Source organism: Burkholderia sp. SIMBA_051, from assembly GCF_046534915.1.
Classification (GTDB): domain Bacteria; phylum Pseudomonadota; class Gammaproteobacteria; order Burkholderiales; family Burkholderiaceae; genus Burkholderia; species Burkholderia ambifaria.
Genome location: NZ_JAWRXS010000002.1, coordinates 669,119 through 685,039 on the forward strand (window position 1 = coordinate 669,119; position 15,921 = coordinate 685,039).

The following is a 15,921-nucleotide window of genomic DNA, read 5'->3' on the forward strand; positions in this document are numbered from 1 at the left end:
TCGGCCGTTAGTTGCATTTCAGCGAAGGCCGCCGGCCTCGGCGACCCGGAATGCGCCGATCGCGCCGCGCAGCCGCCCGGCCTGCTCCTGAAGCGACGCCGCGGCCGCGGCGGCCTCTTCGACCAGCGCCGCGTTCTGCTGCGTGACCTGGTCCATTTGCGTGACCGCGCGCCCGACCTGCGTGATGCCGCTCGCCTGCTCTTCGGACGCGGCCGCGATCTCGCCCATGATGTCGGTCACGCGCGCGACCGCCTGCAGGATCTCGCCCATCGTCGTGCCGGCCTGGCCGACCAGCGTCGAGCCGTTGCGCACGCGCTCGACCGAAGCGACGATCAACTCGCGGATCTCCTTCGCGGCCGTCGCGCTGCGCTGCGCGAGCGAACGGACCTCGCCCGCGACCACCGCGAAGCCGCGCCCCTGCTCGCCGGCGCGCGCGGCCTCGACCGCCGCGTTCAGCGCGAGGATGTTGGTCTGGAAGGCGATGCCCTCGATCACGCCGATGATGTCGGCGATCTTGCGCGAGCTGTCGTCGATCTCGCCCATCGTGCCGATCACGCGGTTCACGACGTCGTTACCCGCCCGCGCGATCTCCGATGCGTTGTTTGCAAGCCCGCTCGCCTGCCGCGCGTTGTCGGCGTTCTGCTTCACCGTCGCGGTCAGTTGCTCCATACTCGCGGCCGTTTCTTCCAGCGAGGCGGCCTGTTCCTCGGTGCGCTGCGACAGGTCGTCGTTGCCGGACGCGATCTCGCGGCTCGCCGACGCGATCGACTCGGCCGACTGACGGATCCCGCCGATCGTCGCCTGAAGGCGCGCCTGCATGTCGCGCATCGCCGCCATCATGCTCGTGCTGTCGCCCGCGCGCACCGGCACCGGCCGCGTCAGGTCGCCCTGCGCGATGCGACTCGCCAGCGCGGCCGCTTCATCGGGCTCGCCGCCAAGGCTGCCCCGCACGTTGCGGATGATCACGAGCATCGCCGCGCTGATCACGAAGCCGATCACCAGCACGACCGCGAGGTGACCGAACAGCGTCCGGTAGTAGACGGTATCGATATCCTTCAGGAATACGCCGCTCGAGATGTTCCAGTCCCACGGCGCGAAGCGCGTGACGTAGCTGATCTTCGGCACCGCGGTCTCGCTGTGCGGCAGCCGGCCGCGATACTCGGCGAAGCCGCTGCCGGTCGCCTTCGCGGCGTTCAGGATCGTGACGAACAGCGGCTTGCCGTCCGGATCGAGATAGTCGCCGACCTGCGTGCCGACCAGCTTCGGCAGCGTCGGATGCATCAGCACGACGGGTTTCGAATCCATCACGAACACGTAGCCCGACTCGCCGTAGCGCATCGCCGCCAGGCTCGCGAGCGCGTCGCGCTTCGCGTCGGCCTCGGGCAGCGTGCCGCTCTGCGCGAGCGCGTGATAGGCGTTGACGATGCCGGCCGCCGATTCGACCAGGTTGGCGATGCCGGCCTTGCGTTCGGCGAGCATCGTCGCGCGCGTCTCGTACGCGCTCCATGCGCCGACGCCGAGTAGCCCGATCCATACCAGCGCAAGCGCGAGCCACAGCTTGCGGTTCAAACTCATTCTGCTCATCTGCATGCCTCGTCGTCGAAGTCGATACCGTGCGCGCGAACGGCCGGTCGCGCGCAAACGGTTGCCCCCGTATTTACGGCAGCGAGACTTACAACTTGAATACACGCGGCCGACGCACGACGGCCGGCACGACATGGAGCAGCCGCTGTGCTAAAAAGACCGGCGGGCCGGCGCGACACGCGCCGGCGACATTCCGGGGCCATCCATGTACGTCATCGACATCCATTACCACGCGTCGCTCGAACACATCGACGATGCGCTCGAGCGCCACCGTGCGTATCTGCAGCCGCTGTTCGAGCGCGGCATCTTCATCGCGGCGGGGCCGAAGGTGCCGCGCGAAGGCGGCGTGATCCTCGCGGCCCGGATCGATCGCGACGAACTGGACGCGATCCTCGACACCGATCCGTTCGTGACCGAAGGGCTCGCGACGTATCGGGTGACCGAATTCAAGATCACGCGCGCCGCGCAGGGTTTCAACGTGCCGGCGCTGCCGTAACGCGCGCGAGCGCCGCTGCACGTGCGCAAGCACGCCGCCGCGGCAGCGCGAGGCGGTGAATGCAGATCGAGGGAAAGAGGGAGGCATGCGTGACGGCGTATCGCGGCCGTCACGCGTGTCGCCGGGCAGGCGCCCGGCCGATGCGGCGCGCGCCGCTCAGTCGACCAGCAGTTTCAGGTCGTGGACCCACGGGCCCGGGCCCTGGCCGTCGCGCACGAACAGGCGCAGCTTGCCGTCGCGGTCGAACACGTAGCTCGCGGCGGTGTGATCCATCGTGTAGCTGCCGGGCGTCTTGCCGGGCACCTTCGCGTAGTACACGCGGAAATCCTTCGTGACCTTCTTGAGCTGCGCTTCGTCGGCCGGCCGCAGGCCGATGAACGACGGATCGAACGCGGGCACGTACTGGCCGAGCAGCGCGGGCGTGTCGCGCTCCGGATCGACGGTGACGAACAACACCTGCACGCGCTTCGCGGCGTCGGGCCCGAGCTGCTTCAGCGCCTCGGACAGTTCGGCCATCGTCGTCGGACATACGTCCGGACAGTGCGTGTAACCGAAGAACATCACGACCGCACGACCCTTGAAGTCGGCGAGCGTGCGCACCTTGCCGGTCGTGTCGGGCAGCGAGAAATCGCTGCCGAACTGCGTGTTGCCGGTGATGTCGAGATTCTGGAATTTCGGCGCGTTGTCGCAGCCCGCGAGCAGCGTGGCGGCCGCGAATGCGCAGGCGAGCATCCAGCCTTGGCGCGCGCGGCGCCCGAACCGTGAATGGAGCATTACGTTCAAACCGTGCGGTTACACGCCGAGCAGCGGGCGCGCATAGTGATCGACGAGCAGCGCGGCGAACAGCAGCGACAGGTAGACGATCGAGTAGCGGAAAGCCTTGCGTGCGAGTTCGTCCGAATAATCGCGGTAGATCTTCCACGCATACGCGAGGAACACTGCGCCGAGCAGCACCGCGCTCGCCAGGTAGACGACGCCGCTCATCCCGGAGATGAACGGCATCAGCGTGACCGCGAACAGGATCACCGTGTACAGCAGGATGTGCAGCCGCGTGAATTTCTCGCCGTGCGTGACCGGCAGCATCGGCAGGCCCGCGTTTTCGTAATCCTTGCGGCGATAGAGCGCGAGCACCCAGAAATGCGGCGGCGTCCACACGAAGATGATCAGCACGAGGATCCACGCATCGCCGGGCACCGCGCCGGTGACCGCGGCCCAGCCGAGGGCCGGCGGCATCGCGCCCGACGCACCGCCGATCACGATGTTCTGCGGCGTCATCGGCTTGAGCAGCAGCGTATAGACCACCGCGTAGCCGACGAACGTCGCGATCGTCAGCCACATCGTCAGCGGGTTCGTGAACGTATACAGCGTCCACGCGCCGACGCTGCCGAGCACGGCCGAGAACAGCAGGATCTGCGGGGTCGTGATCTCGCCGCGCGCGGACGGACGCCACGCGGTGCGGCGCATCATCGCGTCGATCTTCTGCTCGACGAGGCAGTTGATCGCGAACGCGGCGCCGGCCAGCAGCCAGATGCCGATGGTGCCGCCGATCAGCACATGCCACGGCACCATGCCCGGCGTCGCGAGGAACATGCCGATCACCGCGCAGAACACCGCGAGCTGCGTGACACGCGGCTTCGTCAGCGCCATGTACTGCGAAAACCGGCTACCGGGCGATTGGGAGAGGGTGCTTTGCATGGGGACGGTCACGCCGGGGCGGCGTCGCGCGCGGGCTGCACGACACGGCCGGGGCGGCTTGAAAGGATGCGAAAGTTTAACATGACGACGAGCAGCAGCAGGATCGCGGCGCCGCCGTTGTGCGCGACGGCGACCGGCAGCGGCCACTGCAGCACGATGTTGGTCAGGCCCGTCAGGAACTGCAGCACGACGACCAGCAGCACGCCGTTCGCGGGCCGCCGCAGCGACTCGAAGCGGCGCATCTTCAGCGCGAACGCGACCAGATACGCGACGACGACGAACGCGAACGTGCGGTGGGTCCAGTGGATCGCGACCAGCGCGTCCTGCGTGATCGCGTCGCCGTCCTTCGTCATCCCGAGCGCGCGCCACAGATGGAAGCCCTGGCCGAAGTTCATCGACGGCAGCCACTGGCCGTTGCAGGTCGGGAAATCGGTACACGCGAGCACCGCGTAGTTGGTGCTCACCCAGCCGCCGAGCGCGATCTGCACGACCAGCAGCATCAGCGCCGCGAGCGCGGCCGCGCGGTAGCGGCCGGCCTCCGGATCAGGCGACGGCAGCGGCGTCTGCCGCGCCGCGAGCCAGCCGAGCGTGCCGAGCAGCGCGAGACCGAGCAGCAGGTGGGTCGTGACGATCACCGGCTGCAGCTTCATCGTGACCGTCCACGCGCCGAACACGCCCTGCACGACGATCAGCAGCAGCAGGCTCGTCGGCCACCACGGCGACACGTGCAGCGGGCGGCGGCGCAGCCGCGCCGACCATGCGATCACGACCTGCGCGATGATCAGCACGCCGATCGCCATCGCGAAATAGCGGTGGATCATCTCGATCCACGCCTTCGTCATGCTGACGGGGCCGGTCGGCATCGCCTGGTGCGCGGCCGTGATCGCGGCGTGCGCGATGAACGGCGACGACGTGCCATAGCAGCCGGGCCAGTCCGGGCAGCCGAGCCCCGAATCGGTCAGCCGCGTGAAGCCGCCGAACATCACCAGGTCGAGCGTCAGGAACGTGGTGATCCACACCAGCTTGCGGAACTTGTCGTCGTCGGCCTTCACCCACACGTACGACAGCGGCAGCAGCGCGATGCACAGGCCGATCAGGCCGAGTTGCAGTAGATACGACATCGAATGGTTGCCTCGTTGTCTCGCCTTAGCCGATGCTCGACCACTTCAGCAGCTTCGTGACGTCCGCCTTGATCTTGCTGGGGTTCGGGTCCTTCGGGAAACGCATCATCAGGTTGCCGTTCGGATCGACCATGTAGAGGTGGTCGCTGTCCTTCGTGCCGGCGTCGGCCGGCAGCCATGCGGCGACCGCGGCCGGATCGGCGACCAGCCGGCGCGTGTCCGGATAGGCTTCCAGCACCTTCGGCGGCACCGCGCCCGCATCGCTGCGCAGCCACACCATCGTGAGCCGGTGTCGCTCGCCCGCCTGCGTGACGCGGATCTGGCGCATGAAATAGAGCTTTTGCGCGCATGCGTCATCGCACGCGCTGCGGTCGGTCATCACGAACAGCCACACGCCGCGCAGCGACGACAGCGGCACCGTCTTGCCGGTTTCGTCGGTGACCTGCAGGTCGGCCGGGATCGGCCGCTGCGGCTCGATCAGCGTGCCGTAGTTGGTCGAGCCGCCCTTCGGCTTGATCACGTAATAGGTGAAGTACGACGCGAGTATCGGCGCCGCGCACACGAGCCCGAGCAGCACGAGCATCCAGCGGCCGCGCTTGCGGGCCGCCGGCGAAACCGGCGCCGCGGCCGGACCCTGACGGGAAGATTGCATGGACAAATCAGACCTCTCGAAACGAACCCGCGGCGCCGCCGCCGCGTCCTGGCATGGCGCTCACGCGCCGGCCGACTTCTTCGCCGCACGCCGCGCGGCGTACAGGCCGAAGCCGAGCGCGGCGGCCGCCATGGCCCACCACTGAAACATGTAACCGTAATTGCGCTCGACGCCGGTCGTCGCCGCCGGCCAGTCGCGCACGAGCTTGTCGCCGTCGTCGCTCGTCTGCTGGATCACGAACGGCTGCAGCGGCAGCCCCGTTTCCTTCGCATACGCGGCGACGTCCAGGTTCTGCCGGATCTTCTGGTGCGCGGCCGAGCCGCCTTCGCCGAGCTCGAACGCACGCGACGCGTCGGCGCGCGCGATGCCTTCGATCTCGATGTCGCCATCGGGCGTCGCGAAATGCTCGATCGCCGTGCGATCGGCGATGTTGCGCGGCAGCCAGCCGCGGTTCACCAGCACGACGCCGCCGCCCGAGAGTTTAAACGGCATCACGACGTAAAAACCCGGCTGGTCGTTATACGGCCGATTGTCGAGGAACACCGCCTGCTCCGGCATGAAGCGGCCGCGCGCCCGCACGCGGTGGAACTCGATCGACGCGAGCGGAATCGGCTGCGCACCGACGTCGACGGGCGCCGCGTGCTCGTAGCGCACGACGCTCGCCTGCAGCGCTTCCTTCTGGTGCGCGCGGTCGCGCTGCCAGAACCCGAGGCGGATCGTGACCGCGACGACGACGAGAATCAGCAGCGCAGGCAGCCAGCGGATCTTCATCGGGCCGCCCGCCGGGCGCATTCGCGAAAGCGAAGTGCGATAATTATCCTCTTCCTTTCGAATTGCCGTCGTCCGGTTCGTGTCATGCACATCCTCGTTCCCATCGCCTTCGTCCTCATCATCGCCAGCATGGGCTCGGCGCTCTACTTCATGATGCACGACCGCGGCCATACGAAGCGCATGGTCTGGTCGCTGGCCACCCGCGTCGGGCTGTCGGTGTCGCTGTTCCTGTTCATCCTGTTCGCGAACTGGATGGGCTGGATCCATTCGACCGGCCTGCCGATCGGGCGTTGACGCATTCGCCACGCCGGCTGCCGTGACATTTCGCCGCATGGCGGCGCCACCAAGCAAAAGCGCCGCCTGACTGAGTCGCGGCGGCGCTGGGGGCGTCGAGCGCAAGCAGCCGGCCGCTGCGTCGCCTTCGCCAATGAAAACGGCCCGCGCATCGCTGCGCGGGCCGTTGTTCCATTTACAGCCAGTAGACGACGACGTACAGGCCGAGCCAGACGACGTCGACGAAGTGCCAGTACCACGCGGCGCCTTCGAATGCGAAATGGTGATCCGGCTTGAAGTGGCCGCGGATCATCCGCACCAGCACCACCGCGAGCATCGTGCCGCCGAGGAACACGTGGAAGCCGTGAAAGCCCGTCAGCAGGAAGAACGTCGAGCCGTACACGCCCGAGTTCAGCGTCAGGTTCAGTTCGTTGTACGCGTGGTAGTACTCGAAGCCCTGCAGGAACAGGAAGCAGATACCGAGCGCGAGCGTCGCGGCCAGCCAGGCGATCGCCTTCTTGCGGTAATTGTCGCGCAGCGCGTGGTGCGAGATCGTCAGCGTCACGCCCGACGACAGCAGGAACGCGGTGTTCAGCGTCGGGATCGGCCACGGGCCCATCGTCTTGAAGTGACCGGCGAGCGCGGCGGGGCCTTCGTTCGGCCACACGGCGGAGAAATCCGGCCAGATCAGCTTGTAGTCGAGGCTGCCGAGCTGGTGCAGCGCGATTTCACGCGCATAGAACAGCGCACCGAAGAACGCGCCGAAGAACATGACTTCCGAGAAGATGAACCAGCTCATGCTCCAGCGGTACGATTTGTCGACGTTCTTGCCGTAATGACCGCCTTCCGACTCGGCGATCGCGTCGCCGAACCAGTGATACAGCGTGAAGAGCAACCACAGCAGGCCGAGCAGCGCCGTGTACGGCGCCCAGTCGTGACCGTTGATCCACAGCGCCACCGATCCGAGCATGACCAGCAGGCCGACGGCCGCGCTGATCGGATGCTGCGACGGATGCGGCACGAAATAGTACGGGGTCTGGTTTTGACCGCTCATGCTTGATTCTCCACTTCAGTCCAATTTATGTACCGGAAACCGCTCCGGCTGTATTTCTTGCGCGGCGCGACCGCCGCCGCTCTTTCCCGCACGCGGCGCCCGGGCGCCACGCACTACATTCTTTCGTGGCCGCGGGCCTCAGCCCACGACCGCACGCACGATCAGGATCAGCACGCCGATGAACACGCCGGCCGCGATCAACGCGACGATCAGCACATGCAGCGGATTGAGCTGCGTCGCATCGGCCTCCAGGTCGCGCCGCTTGCGCACCCCGAAGAACGACCACAACACCGCGCGCACCGCCTGGCCGAACGACCCGCTCCGCTTGGTCTCCGTCATCGCCCCGTCTCCCTCGTCATGCGTCCGGTTTCGCCGCGCCCTGCGCCGCCGTCTTGCGCGGTGCCGGCGCCGGCTCGGCCGGCGTATTCAGTTCGAAGAACGTGTACGACAGCGTGATCGTCTTCACGTCCTTCGGCAGTTTCGGATCGATCACGAACACCACCGGCATCTTGCGCGACTCGTTCGCGGCCAGCGTCTGCTGCGTGAAGCAAAAACACTCGATCTTCTTGAAGAACTCCGTCGCCTGCTTCGGCGCGTAGCTCGGAATCGCCTGCGCCACCACCGGCCGGCCCTGCCCGTTGGTCACGTCGTAGACGATCGTCGTCAGTTCGCCCGGATGCACGTCGAGGCTGTTGTGCTCCGGCTTGAAACCGAGCGGGCCGCGCGCATTCGCATCGAACTCGACCGACACCGTGCGGCCATAGTCGACCTGCGAGTTCTTCGCCTCGCGCTCGCTGACATCCCGCTGCACCAGGTTGTTGATGCCGGTGATCTGGCAAATCGCGCGATACATCGGAATCAGCGCGAAGCCGAAGCCGAACATCAGCCCGGCCACGACGAAGAGCTTCACCAGCATCGAACGATTGAACGCGCGATCGGCGGCGCCCTCTTCCGGCTTCGACATACGACGACTTCCTCGCTACTGCGTCAGTTACTGCATCAGTGGGTGGACAGCCACCACTGCTTGATCACGACACCCACGAAAAAAACGGCGGCGATGACGAGCAGGGTGAGGCCGAGCCGCTTGTTGCCCGCGCGAATCTGCTCGGGCGTTCGTCTTTCTTGTGGATTCCGGTTCATCTGAAACTTCGCTGAAACTCGATTCCGCGCCCGCCGCGCCTGCCTGCGCGGCAGGCAGCGGCGGAACGCTGGGTGAAACTTATTCGACGTGCGGCGGTTGCTCGAACGTGTGGAACGGAGCCGGGCTCGGCACCGTCCATTCGAGGCCCGTCGCGCCATCCCACGGCTTGTCCGACGCCTTTTCCAGCTCGCCGCCGCCACGGTAGGCCGGCAGCGCGACCGCGAACAGGAAGTACACCTGGGCGAGGCCGAAGCCGAATGCGCCGATCGTCGCCACCTGGTTGAAGTCCGTGAACTGCGCCGGGTAGTCGGCATAGCGGCGCGGCATGCCCGCGAGACCGACGAAGTGCATCGGGAAGAACGTCAGGTTGAAGAAGATCATCGACGCCCAGAAGTGGATCTTGCCGCGCGTCTCGTTGTACATCCAGCCCGTCCACTTCGGCGCCCAGTAGTACCAGCCCGAGAACAGCGCGAACAGTGACCCGGCCACCAGCACGTAGTGGAAGTGCGCCACCACGAAGTAGGTGCCGTGGTACTGGATGTCGAGCGGCGCCATGGCCAGCATCAGGCCCGTCAGGCCGCCGAACGTGAACACGAACAGGAAGCCGATCGCGAACAGCATCGGGGTTTCGAAGGTCATCGAGCCGCGCCACATCGTCGCGAGCCAGTTGAACACCTTCACGCCCGTCGGCACCGCGATCAGCATCGTCGCGTACATGAAGAACAGCTGACCGGTGACCGGCATGCCCGTTGCGAACATGTGGTGCGCCCAGACCATGAACGACAGGATGGCGATCGAAGCCGTCGCGTACACCATCGAGCTATAGCCGAACAGCGTCTTACGTGCGAACGCCGGGATCACCTGCGACACGATCCCGAACGCCGGCAGAATCATGATGTACACCTCGGGGTGGCCGAAGAACCAGAAGATGTGCTGGTACATCACCGGGTCGCCGCCGCCTGCCGCGTTGAAGAACGACGTGCCGAAGTGGCGGTCGAACAGCACCATCGTGATCGCGCCTGCCAGAACCGGCATCACGGCGATCAGCAGGTAGGCCGTGATCAGCCACGTCCATGCGAACATCGGCATCTTCATCAGCGTCATGCCCGGTGCGCGCATGTTCAGGATCGTCACGACGATGTTGATCCCGCCCATGATCGACGATGCGCCCATGATGTGGACCGCGAAGATCGCGAAGTCCATGCCCGGGCCCATCTGCGTCGACAGCGGTGCGTACAGCGTCCAGCCGGCGGCCGTCGCGCCGCCCGGCGCGAAGAACGAACCGACCAGCAGCACGGCCGCGACCGGCAGCAGCCAGAAGCTGAAGTTGTTCATCCGCGCGAATGCCATGTCGGACGCGCCGATCTGCAGCGGGATCATCCAGTTCGCGAAGCCGACGAACGCCGGCATGATCGCGCCGAACACCATGATCAGGCCGTGCATCGTCGTGAGTTCGTTGAAGAACTCCGGACGCATGATCTGCAGGCCCGGCTCGAACAGCTCGGCACGGATGCCGAGGGCCATCACGCCGCCCGACAGGAACATGATGAACGAGAACAGCAGGTACAGCGTACCGATGTCCTTGTGGTTGGTGGCGAACAACCAGCGCCGCCAGCCGTGTGGTGTTTCGTGCGCGTGGTCGTCGTGCGCGTGGTCCGCGACTACGTCGTGCCCGATGCTAGACATGAGAATCTCCTAATGCGAATACGTCGACTAACTCAGCGACACGTCAAGCCGCCGGCCCGATCTCGACTCGCCGGGCTTCCTTCGCGTCAGCCCCGCCCGTGATCGTTTCCGGCTTTTTGAGAATAATGTGGTCTTCCGCCACGCCTGCTGCCTTCAGCGCGTCGCGCACGACCTGTGCACGATGCTTGGCGAGTTCGGCGTTCGCGTCGGCCGAGCCCGTCTTGTCGGTGAAACCCGACAGCGCGAGCTTCGCGTCCGGATGTGCCTTCGCATAGTCGGCCGCCGCGGCGATCGCCGCCTTCGCGTCGGCCGGCAGCACGCTCTTGCCCGTTTCGAAGTAGACCGTCGACAGCGCGGCCGATGCCGGCGCTGCCGCCGATGCCGCCGCCGACTGCTCGGCCGCGCCCGACGCGGCTTGCGCCGGTGCCGAGGCCGCTTCGGCCGGTGCCGCGGCGCCTGCCGTGTCTTCCGGCATCTTGCCGTTGCGCGCGTCAGCCACTTGCTTCGGCTGCAGCAGATCGTTCTTGTGGTTGCCCCACGAGTTGCGCTCGTACGTGACGACCGATGCGATGTCGAGGTCCGACAGCGACGCCCACGACGGCATCGCGCCCTTGCCGTGCAGCACGCGCTCGACGTGGCCGGCGATCGGGCCGTTCACGATCGGGCTGCCGTCCATCGCCGGGAATGCGCCGAGGCCCTTGCCGCTCACCTGGTGGCAGGCCGCGCAGTTCGCCTTGTAGACTTCCTCGCCGTGCGCGACGAGTTCGGCCATCGTGTAGACCTTGTTCGGATCGACCGCAGCGCCGGCCAGCTTGGCCTTCTGCGCGGTGACCCACTTCGCGTAGTCGTCGTCCGACAGCACCACGACCACGACCGGCATGAACGCGTGTTCCTTGCCGCACAGCTCGGTACAGAAGCCGCGGAACGTGCCGACCTTGTCGGCCTTGAACCACGTATCGCGCACGAAGCCGGGGATCGCATCCTGCTTCACGCCGAATGCGGGCACGTACCACGAGTGAACGACGTCGTTCGCGGTCGTGATGATGCGGATCTTCTTGTTGACCGGCACGACGAGCGGGTTGTCGACTTCCTGCAGGTAGGTCTCGGTGATCGGCTTCTTGCCCATCACTTCGTCACGCGGCGTGCTGAGCGTCGACAGGAAACCGATGCCCTCGCCCGGGCCCTTCACGTAGTCGTAGCCCCACTTCCACTGGTAGCCGGTGACCTTGATCGTGAGATCGGCGTTGGTCGTGTCCTTCATCGCGACGACGGCCTTCGTGGCCGGCAGCGCCATCAACACGACGATGACGAACGGCACGATCGTCCAGATGATCTCGACGGTCGTGCTTTCATGGAAATTGGCGGCCTTGTGGCCTTTGGATTTGCGGTGCGCGAAGATCGAATAGAACATCACGCCGAACACGCCGACGAAGATCACCGTACACAGGATCAGCATCATCGTGTGGAGATCGTAGAGCTCCTCGGCGATCTTCGTGACCGGCGGCTGAAAGTTGATCTCGTTGACGCGGGGGCCGCCCGGGCTATCACCGACCGCCAGAGCAGCGCCGGCAAAGAGCAATCCGCTGCATGCCAGCACGCCCGTGAGGGCTCGCTTGATTGTTTTCATAGCATCCTTACCCAAAATTTCCATTCAAACCCCTCCCCCGTCGCAAGCCGCCGGCCTGTTCCGGCCGGTGCCCGCGCCTCGTCAGCCGCAGCGCCTGAGCGCCACGCGCAGTTCGTCGGCGAACTGCGCACGCTTGTGCTGCGCGAGATGCTGCCCGATTACGACGGTCTGCCCGCGCGATACCAGTCGAATCGGATCGCGTGGCGTCGCACCCGGCTCGACCCGCACCCAGCGCGGGTTGAATTCGATCTGCGTGAACCGCTCCGCATCCATCCGCTCGATCACGAGCCGGTGCGGAAACAGCCTGATGCGCTCGTAATCGACCGCATGACGGGCATAGATCGCAAACGCGACGCCGACCGCCAGCAATTCGATTCCGGTGAAGGGCATGACGAGCCAGGCCCCACGCCACATCAGCAATGCCGCGATCACCAGCGAGAAGCTCGCGAGCGACGCGTAAAACAGCACGAACTGGCGCGGCGACACCGAACAATTGCGTTTCATGAGCCAGTCTGCGAGGACCGGTTCACCGTTCGTCGTCTCCGCCAAACCCCTCGCTGCTCCCATCGCCGCCTCACGCGAATGGCATGCGATGCATGCCTGCATCGGACTCGTCGCCCCGTATTGCGGGGACCCCGGGACGACAAGCTGACGCATTATAGGCGGGTTCAATGGCATCCACAAGCAAGCGGCTATCGGCCCGCGAGCCAAGCGCCACAAGCTTTCCGGCCGTTTTTCGCGTCAATTCGACCCCGCTTTGCACCGCTAATTTCGGACATAACAAAACCCCTCTTTACCGCTTTACCGATTCTTCGGACGCCCCTTGCCGATATCTTCGATGCGCACGATCCCGTGCCCTTCGGCAGTCGTGCGCGGCACGGCCTTCCACGCGTGGCCGTAGATCACCTCGAACGTGAGCGGAATGGTGCCGTCCGCGCGCCTGCGCGCTTCCAGCGCGTCGCCGAGCGCCGCGCGAAAGCGCCGCGTCGCGCGCTGCGGCGCAGCGCGCTCGAACGGATAGGCGCCCCAGCGGCGCACGTCGGCCAGCAGGGAATCGGGTGTCTTGTACGTGACGGTGAGCACTTCCTGGTCCATCACCGGAATCTCGAAGCCGCTCTCGACGAGCATGTCGCCGAGGTCGTGCATGTCGACGAAATCGATCACGCGCGCCGCGGGCGGCGCGATGCCGAGCGCCGCTTCGGCGTCCGCGCAGGCCGCGCGCAACTCGCGCAACGTGTCGGGGCCGAGCGTGCTGAACATCAGCAGGCCGTTCACGCGCAGCACGCGCTGCCACTCGGGGAACACCGTGTCGGGACGCGAATGCCAGTGCAGCGCGAGATTCGACCAGATCAGGTCGAACGCGCCGGCCGCGAACGGCAGCGCCGAGAAGTCGGCGTGCGCGACGCGCGGGCCGCGCTGGCCCAGTGCCCGGCCGAGCGACGCCGGCAGCCAGCGGCGCCAGCTCGTCTGCTCGACCTCGCGCTGCCCCGCCCGCGCGAGCATCGCGCCGGACAGATCGACGCCGAACACCGGGGCTTCGGGAAAGCGCGCACGCAGCGCCGGCAGGTCGTCGCCCGCGCCGCAGCCCGCATCGAGCACGGCCGCGGGGCTCACCTTGATGTATTCGAGGCGCTCGTTCATCCGCTGCGCGATCTCGCGCGGCAGGAACGCGACCGCGTCGAACGCGGCGGCGCGGCGATCGAAGATCCGCCGCAAACGCCGGGCGTCATTGGCCGGACGGCCTGTTGAAGTCGAAGCTGGGGACATGTCGGGCACACTGGCGAAGAGCCCGAAGTATACTCGCTCGCCTCGCGGCCTTCAGCGAGACGGGGCCCCCAGGAGTCTTCGCGAATGGATCGCCGTTTCGCCCCGCGCCAGATGCGCGTCGTTTTGTCGCAGGTTCGCGCGCTCGCTGTGCGCGTCATCGCGCTCGCGTTACCGAATCGGTGCGCACTGTGCGGCAATTTGTCACACGCCATGATTTGCAGCGCCTGCGACGCCGCGTACTGGAATGAAGCGCGACTGCGCTGCGACGTCTGCGCGGTGCCGCTCGGCAGCGGGCGTCCGCGACCGCGCGGATCCCGTGGCCGGCACGCCGGCGTCGCGGCTTCGTTCGCCTACCGGTGCGATGCATGCCGCGCGACACCGCCGCCGTTCGACGCGACGCTCGCGCTCGCCGATTACCGCGCGCCGCTCGACGGGCTCGCGCGCGGGCTGAAGTTTCATGCGCGGCTCGCGCTCGGCGCCGAATTCGCGGCCCGGCTCGCGCAGCGGATCGACGACACGGACGCGCTGCGCACGGCGGGCGGCTTCGACGTGATCGCGCCGGTGCCGCTGTCGCACGGACGGCTCGTCGCGCGCGGCTACAACCAGGCGTGGGCGATCGCGCGTCCGCTCGCGCGCCGGCTCGGCGTACACGCCGACGCGACGCTGCTCGCGCGCGTGACCGAAACCGCGCCGCAGTCGCGGCTCGACCGGCGCGCGCGGCGCGACAACGTGATCGCGGCGTTCGCGGTGACGGACGATCTCGCCGGCCGCCACGTGGCGCTCGTCGACGATGTGATGACGTCCGGCGCGACGCTCGCGGCCGCCGCGCAGGCATTGAAGACTGCGGGCGCCGCGCGCGTGACGAATCTGGTTGCGCTGCGCACCGCCAGGGATTAATTAGATAGAGAGGCCGGCCGCCCGCACGCGGCGACGGCCATCACGAACCGGCCGGCAGGGATCGCGTGCACGTTGCGCCGCCCCGGCCGGCCCAGCCAGACCCAACCATGTTCAACGTCATCCTCGTCGCTCCCGAAATTCCGCCGAACACCGGCAACGTGATCCGCCTGTGCGCCAACACCGGCGCGCGCCTGCACCTGATCGAGCCACTCGGCTTTCCGCTCGACGACGCGAAGATGCGCCGCGCGGGCCTCGACTATCACGAGTACGCGGAAATGCGCGTGCACCGCGACTGGGACGCGTTCGTCGCGGCCGAAGCGCCCGATCCCGCGCGCATGTTCGCGTTCACGACCCGCGGTTCGGGCCGCTTTCACGACCACGCGTTCGTGCCGGGCGACTGGTTCGTGTTCGGTTCGGAAACGCGCGGCCTGCCGGCCGACGTGCTTGAGCTCTTCCCGAACGAACAGCGCGTGCGCCTGCCGATGCGGCCGGGCAATCGCAGCCTGAACCTGTCGAACACGGTCGCGGTGGTCGTGTTCGAGGCGTGGCGCCAGGCCGGCTTCGAAGGCGGCGCCTGACACGCTCGCCGCCCGGCCCGCCCGTCCGCCCGCGCTAGCTGCGCGCTAGCCGCGCGCGATACAGGTCGTAGATGTCGGAGGAAAAACACGCGAACACCACGCGTGCGAGGTTCGGCGCCTGCGGCAGCATGTCCACGACGGTGCCGACCGCGATGTCGACGGCCTCCTCGGCCGGATAGCGGTATATGCCGCAGCTGATCGCCGGGAATGCGATCGATGTCGCCGCAACCTCTTCGGCCAGCTCGATCGCGCGCCGGTAACACGCGGCAAGCAGGTCGGCCTCGCCGCGCCCGCCGCCGTGCCACACCGGGCCGACCGCATGAATTACATACCGCGCCGGCAACCCGTGGCCGCGCGTGAGCTTCGCGTCGCCGGTCGCGCAGCCACCGAGCGTGCGGCACTCGGCCAGCAGGCCCGGGCCGGCCGCGCGATGAATCGCGCCGTCGACACCGCCGCCGCCGAGCAGCGAACCGTTCGCGGCGTTGACGATCGCGTCGACGTCGAGCGTCGTGATGTCGACGCGTTGCGCGTCGAGCGTGGTGGAACCGATCCGAAGCATGACACCCTCCCGAAATGCCG

19 protein-coding genes are annotated in these 15,921 nt (G+C 67.0%); 4 read left to right on the forward strand and 15 right to left on the reverse strand.

What is annotated here, in order from left to right; translation table 11 throughout:
* Positions 1-18: 18 nt before the first annotated feature.
* Positions 19-1,584 (reverse strand): methyl-accepting chemotaxis protein, encoded by a 1,566-nt coding sequence (locus SB771_RS07045; RefSeq protein WP_175662507.1) that lies wholly within the window; start codon positions 1,582-1,584, stop codon positions 19-21.
* 205 nt (positions 1,585-1,789) lie between these two features.
* On the opposite strand from SB771_RS07045, the gene SB771_RS07050 reads away from it, so the two are divergent.
* On the forward strand, positions 1,790-2,080 hold the full coding sequence (locus SB771_RS07050; protein WP_105832978.1) for a YciI family protein: 291 nt from the start codon (positions 1,790-1,792) through the stop codon (positions 2,078-2,080).
* A gap of 156 nt (positions 2,081-2,236) precedes the next feature.
* Here the strand turns inward: SB771_RS07050 and SB771_RS07055 are convergent, their stop codons facing one another.
* The 5 genes from SB771_RS07055 to SB771_RS07075 are packed head-to-tail and all read right to left on the reverse strand — an operon-like array spanning position 2,237 to position 6,319.
* Entirely contained in the window at positions 2,237-2,854 is a 618-nt protein-coding gene (locus SB771_RS07055; protein ID WP_105787167.1) for an SCO family protein, read from the reverse strand.
* 18 nt (positions 2,855-2,872) lie between these two features.
* A complete protein-coding gene (cyoE, locus tag SB771_RS07060) occupies positions 2,873-3,775 on the reverse strand; it encodes a heme o synthase (RefSeq protein ID WP_006752051.1) in 903 nt (300 codons plus the stop codon).
* 8 nt (positions 3,776-3,783) lie between these two features.
* A complete protein-coding gene (locus SB771_RS07065) occupies positions 3,784-4,896 on the reverse strand; it encodes a COX15/CtaA family protein (protein ID WP_175662506.1) in 1,113 nt (370 codons plus the stop codon).
* 25 nt (positions 4,897-4,921) lie between these two features.
* Positions 4,922-5,548 carry an SCO family protein gene (locus SB771_RS07070; RefSeq protein ID WP_175662505.1) on the reverse strand — a complete coding sequence of 209 codons (627 nt, stop codon included), beginning with the start codon at positions 5,546-5,548 and terminating at the stop codon, positions 4,922-4,924.
* 60 nt (positions 5,549-5,608) lie between these two features.
* Entirely contained in the window at positions 5,609-6,319 is a 711-nt protein-coding gene (locus SB771_RS07075) for an SURF1 family protein (protein ID WP_233410141.1), read from the reverse strand.
* Positions 6,320-6,403: 84 nt separating this feature from the next.
* Between SB771_RS07075 and SB771_RS07080 the strand changes: the two genes are divergently transcribed.
* On the forward strand, positions 6,404-6,613 hold the full coding sequence (locus SB771_RS07080; RefSeq protein ID WP_006752055.1) for a twin transmembrane helix small protein: 210 nt from the start codon (positions 6,404-6,406) through the stop codon (positions 6,611-6,613).
* A 175-nt stretch (positions 6,614-6,788) separates the two neighbouring features.
* Here SB771_RS07080 and SB771_RS07085 read toward each other — a convergent pair whose 3' ends face one another.
* The 8 genes from SB771_RS07085 to SB771_RS07120 all read right to left on the reverse strand — a co-directional run bounded on the left by SB771_RS07085 (position 6,789) and on the right by SB771_RS07120 (position 13,867).
* Positions 6,789-7,646: a cytochrome c oxidase subunit 3 gene (locus SB771_RS07085; RefSeq protein ID WP_105832975.1), complete on the reverse strand. Its 858-nt coding sequence runs from the start codon at positions 7,644-7,646 to the stop codon at positions 6,789-6,791.
* 138 nt (positions 7,647-7,784) lie between these two features.
* Complete coding sequence (locus SB771_RS07090) at positions 7,785-7,985, reverse strand: DUF2970 domain-containing protein (protein WP_006752057.1); 201 nt, start codon at positions 7,983-7,985, stop codon at positions 7,785-7,787.
* Between the two features lie 16 nt (positions 7,986-8,001).
* Positions 8,002-8,610, reverse strand: coding sequence for a cytochrome c oxidase assembly protein (locus SB771_RS07095; protein ID WP_006760729.1), 609 nt, complete (start codon positions 8,608-8,610; stop codon positions 8,002-8,004).
* 35 nt (positions 8,611-8,645) lie between these two features.
* Positions 8,646-8,786: a cytochrome oxidase small assembly protein gene (locus SB771_RS07100; protein WP_006752059.1), complete on the reverse strand. Its 141-nt coding sequence runs from the start codon at positions 8,784-8,786 to the stop codon at positions 8,646-8,648.
* 79 nt (positions 8,787-8,865) lie between these two features.
* On the reverse strand, positions 8,866-10,473 hold the full coding sequence (ctaD, locus tag SB771_RS07105) for a cytochrome c oxidase subunit I (protein ID WP_006752060.1): 1,608 nt from the start codon (positions 10,471-10,473) through the stop codon (positions 8,866-8,868).
* 43 nt (positions 10,474-10,516) lie between these two features.
* Positions 10,517-12,124, reverse strand: coding sequence for a cytochrome c oxidase subunit II (gene coxB / locus SB771_RS07110; protein ID WP_175662503.1), 1,608 nt, complete (start codon positions 12,122-12,124; stop codon positions 10,517-10,519).
* Positions 12,125-12,181: 57 nt separating this feature from the next.
* On the reverse strand, positions 12,182-12,706 hold the full coding sequence (locus SB771_RS07115) for a DUF2244 domain-containing protein (protein WP_175656606.1): 525 nt from the start codon (positions 12,704-12,706) through the stop codon (positions 12,182-12,184).
* Positions 12,707-12,901: 195 nt separating this feature from the next.
* On the reverse strand, positions 12,902-13,867 hold the full coding sequence (locus SB771_RS07120; protein ID WP_175662502.1) for a methyltransferase domain-containing protein: 966 nt from the start codon (positions 13,865-13,867) through the stop codon (positions 12,902-12,904).
* An 84-nt stretch (positions 13,868-13,951) separates the two neighbouring features.
* Between SB771_RS07120 and SB771_RS07125 the strand changes: the two genes are divergently transcribed.
* The gene (locus tag SB771_RS07125; RefSeq protein ID WP_175662501.1) at positions 13,952-14,764 is read left to right on the forward strand and encodes a ComF family protein; all 813 of its coding nucleotides are present in this window, start codon (positions 13,952-13,954) and stop codon (positions 14,762-14,764) included.
* Positions 14,765-14,871: 107 nt separating this feature from the next.
* Complete coding sequence (gene trmL, locus SB771_RS07130; RefSeq protein WP_175662500.1) at positions 14,872-15,342, forward strand: tRNA (uridine(34)/cytosine(34)/5-carboxymethylaminomethyluridine(34)-2'-O)-methyltransferase TrmL; 471 nt, start codon at positions 14,872-14,874, stop codon at positions 15,340-15,342.
* A gap of 34 nt (positions 15,343-15,376) precedes the next feature.
* Here the strand turns inward: trmL and SB771_RS07135 are convergent, their stop codons facing one another.
* Positions 15,377-15,901: an O-acetyl-ADP-ribose deacetylase gene (locus SB771_RS07135; RefSeq protein ID WP_175662499.1), complete on the reverse strand. Its 525-nt coding sequence runs from the start codon at positions 15,899-15,901 to the stop codon at positions 15,377-15,379.
* Between the last annotated feature and the right edge of the window lie 20 nt (positions 15,902-15,921).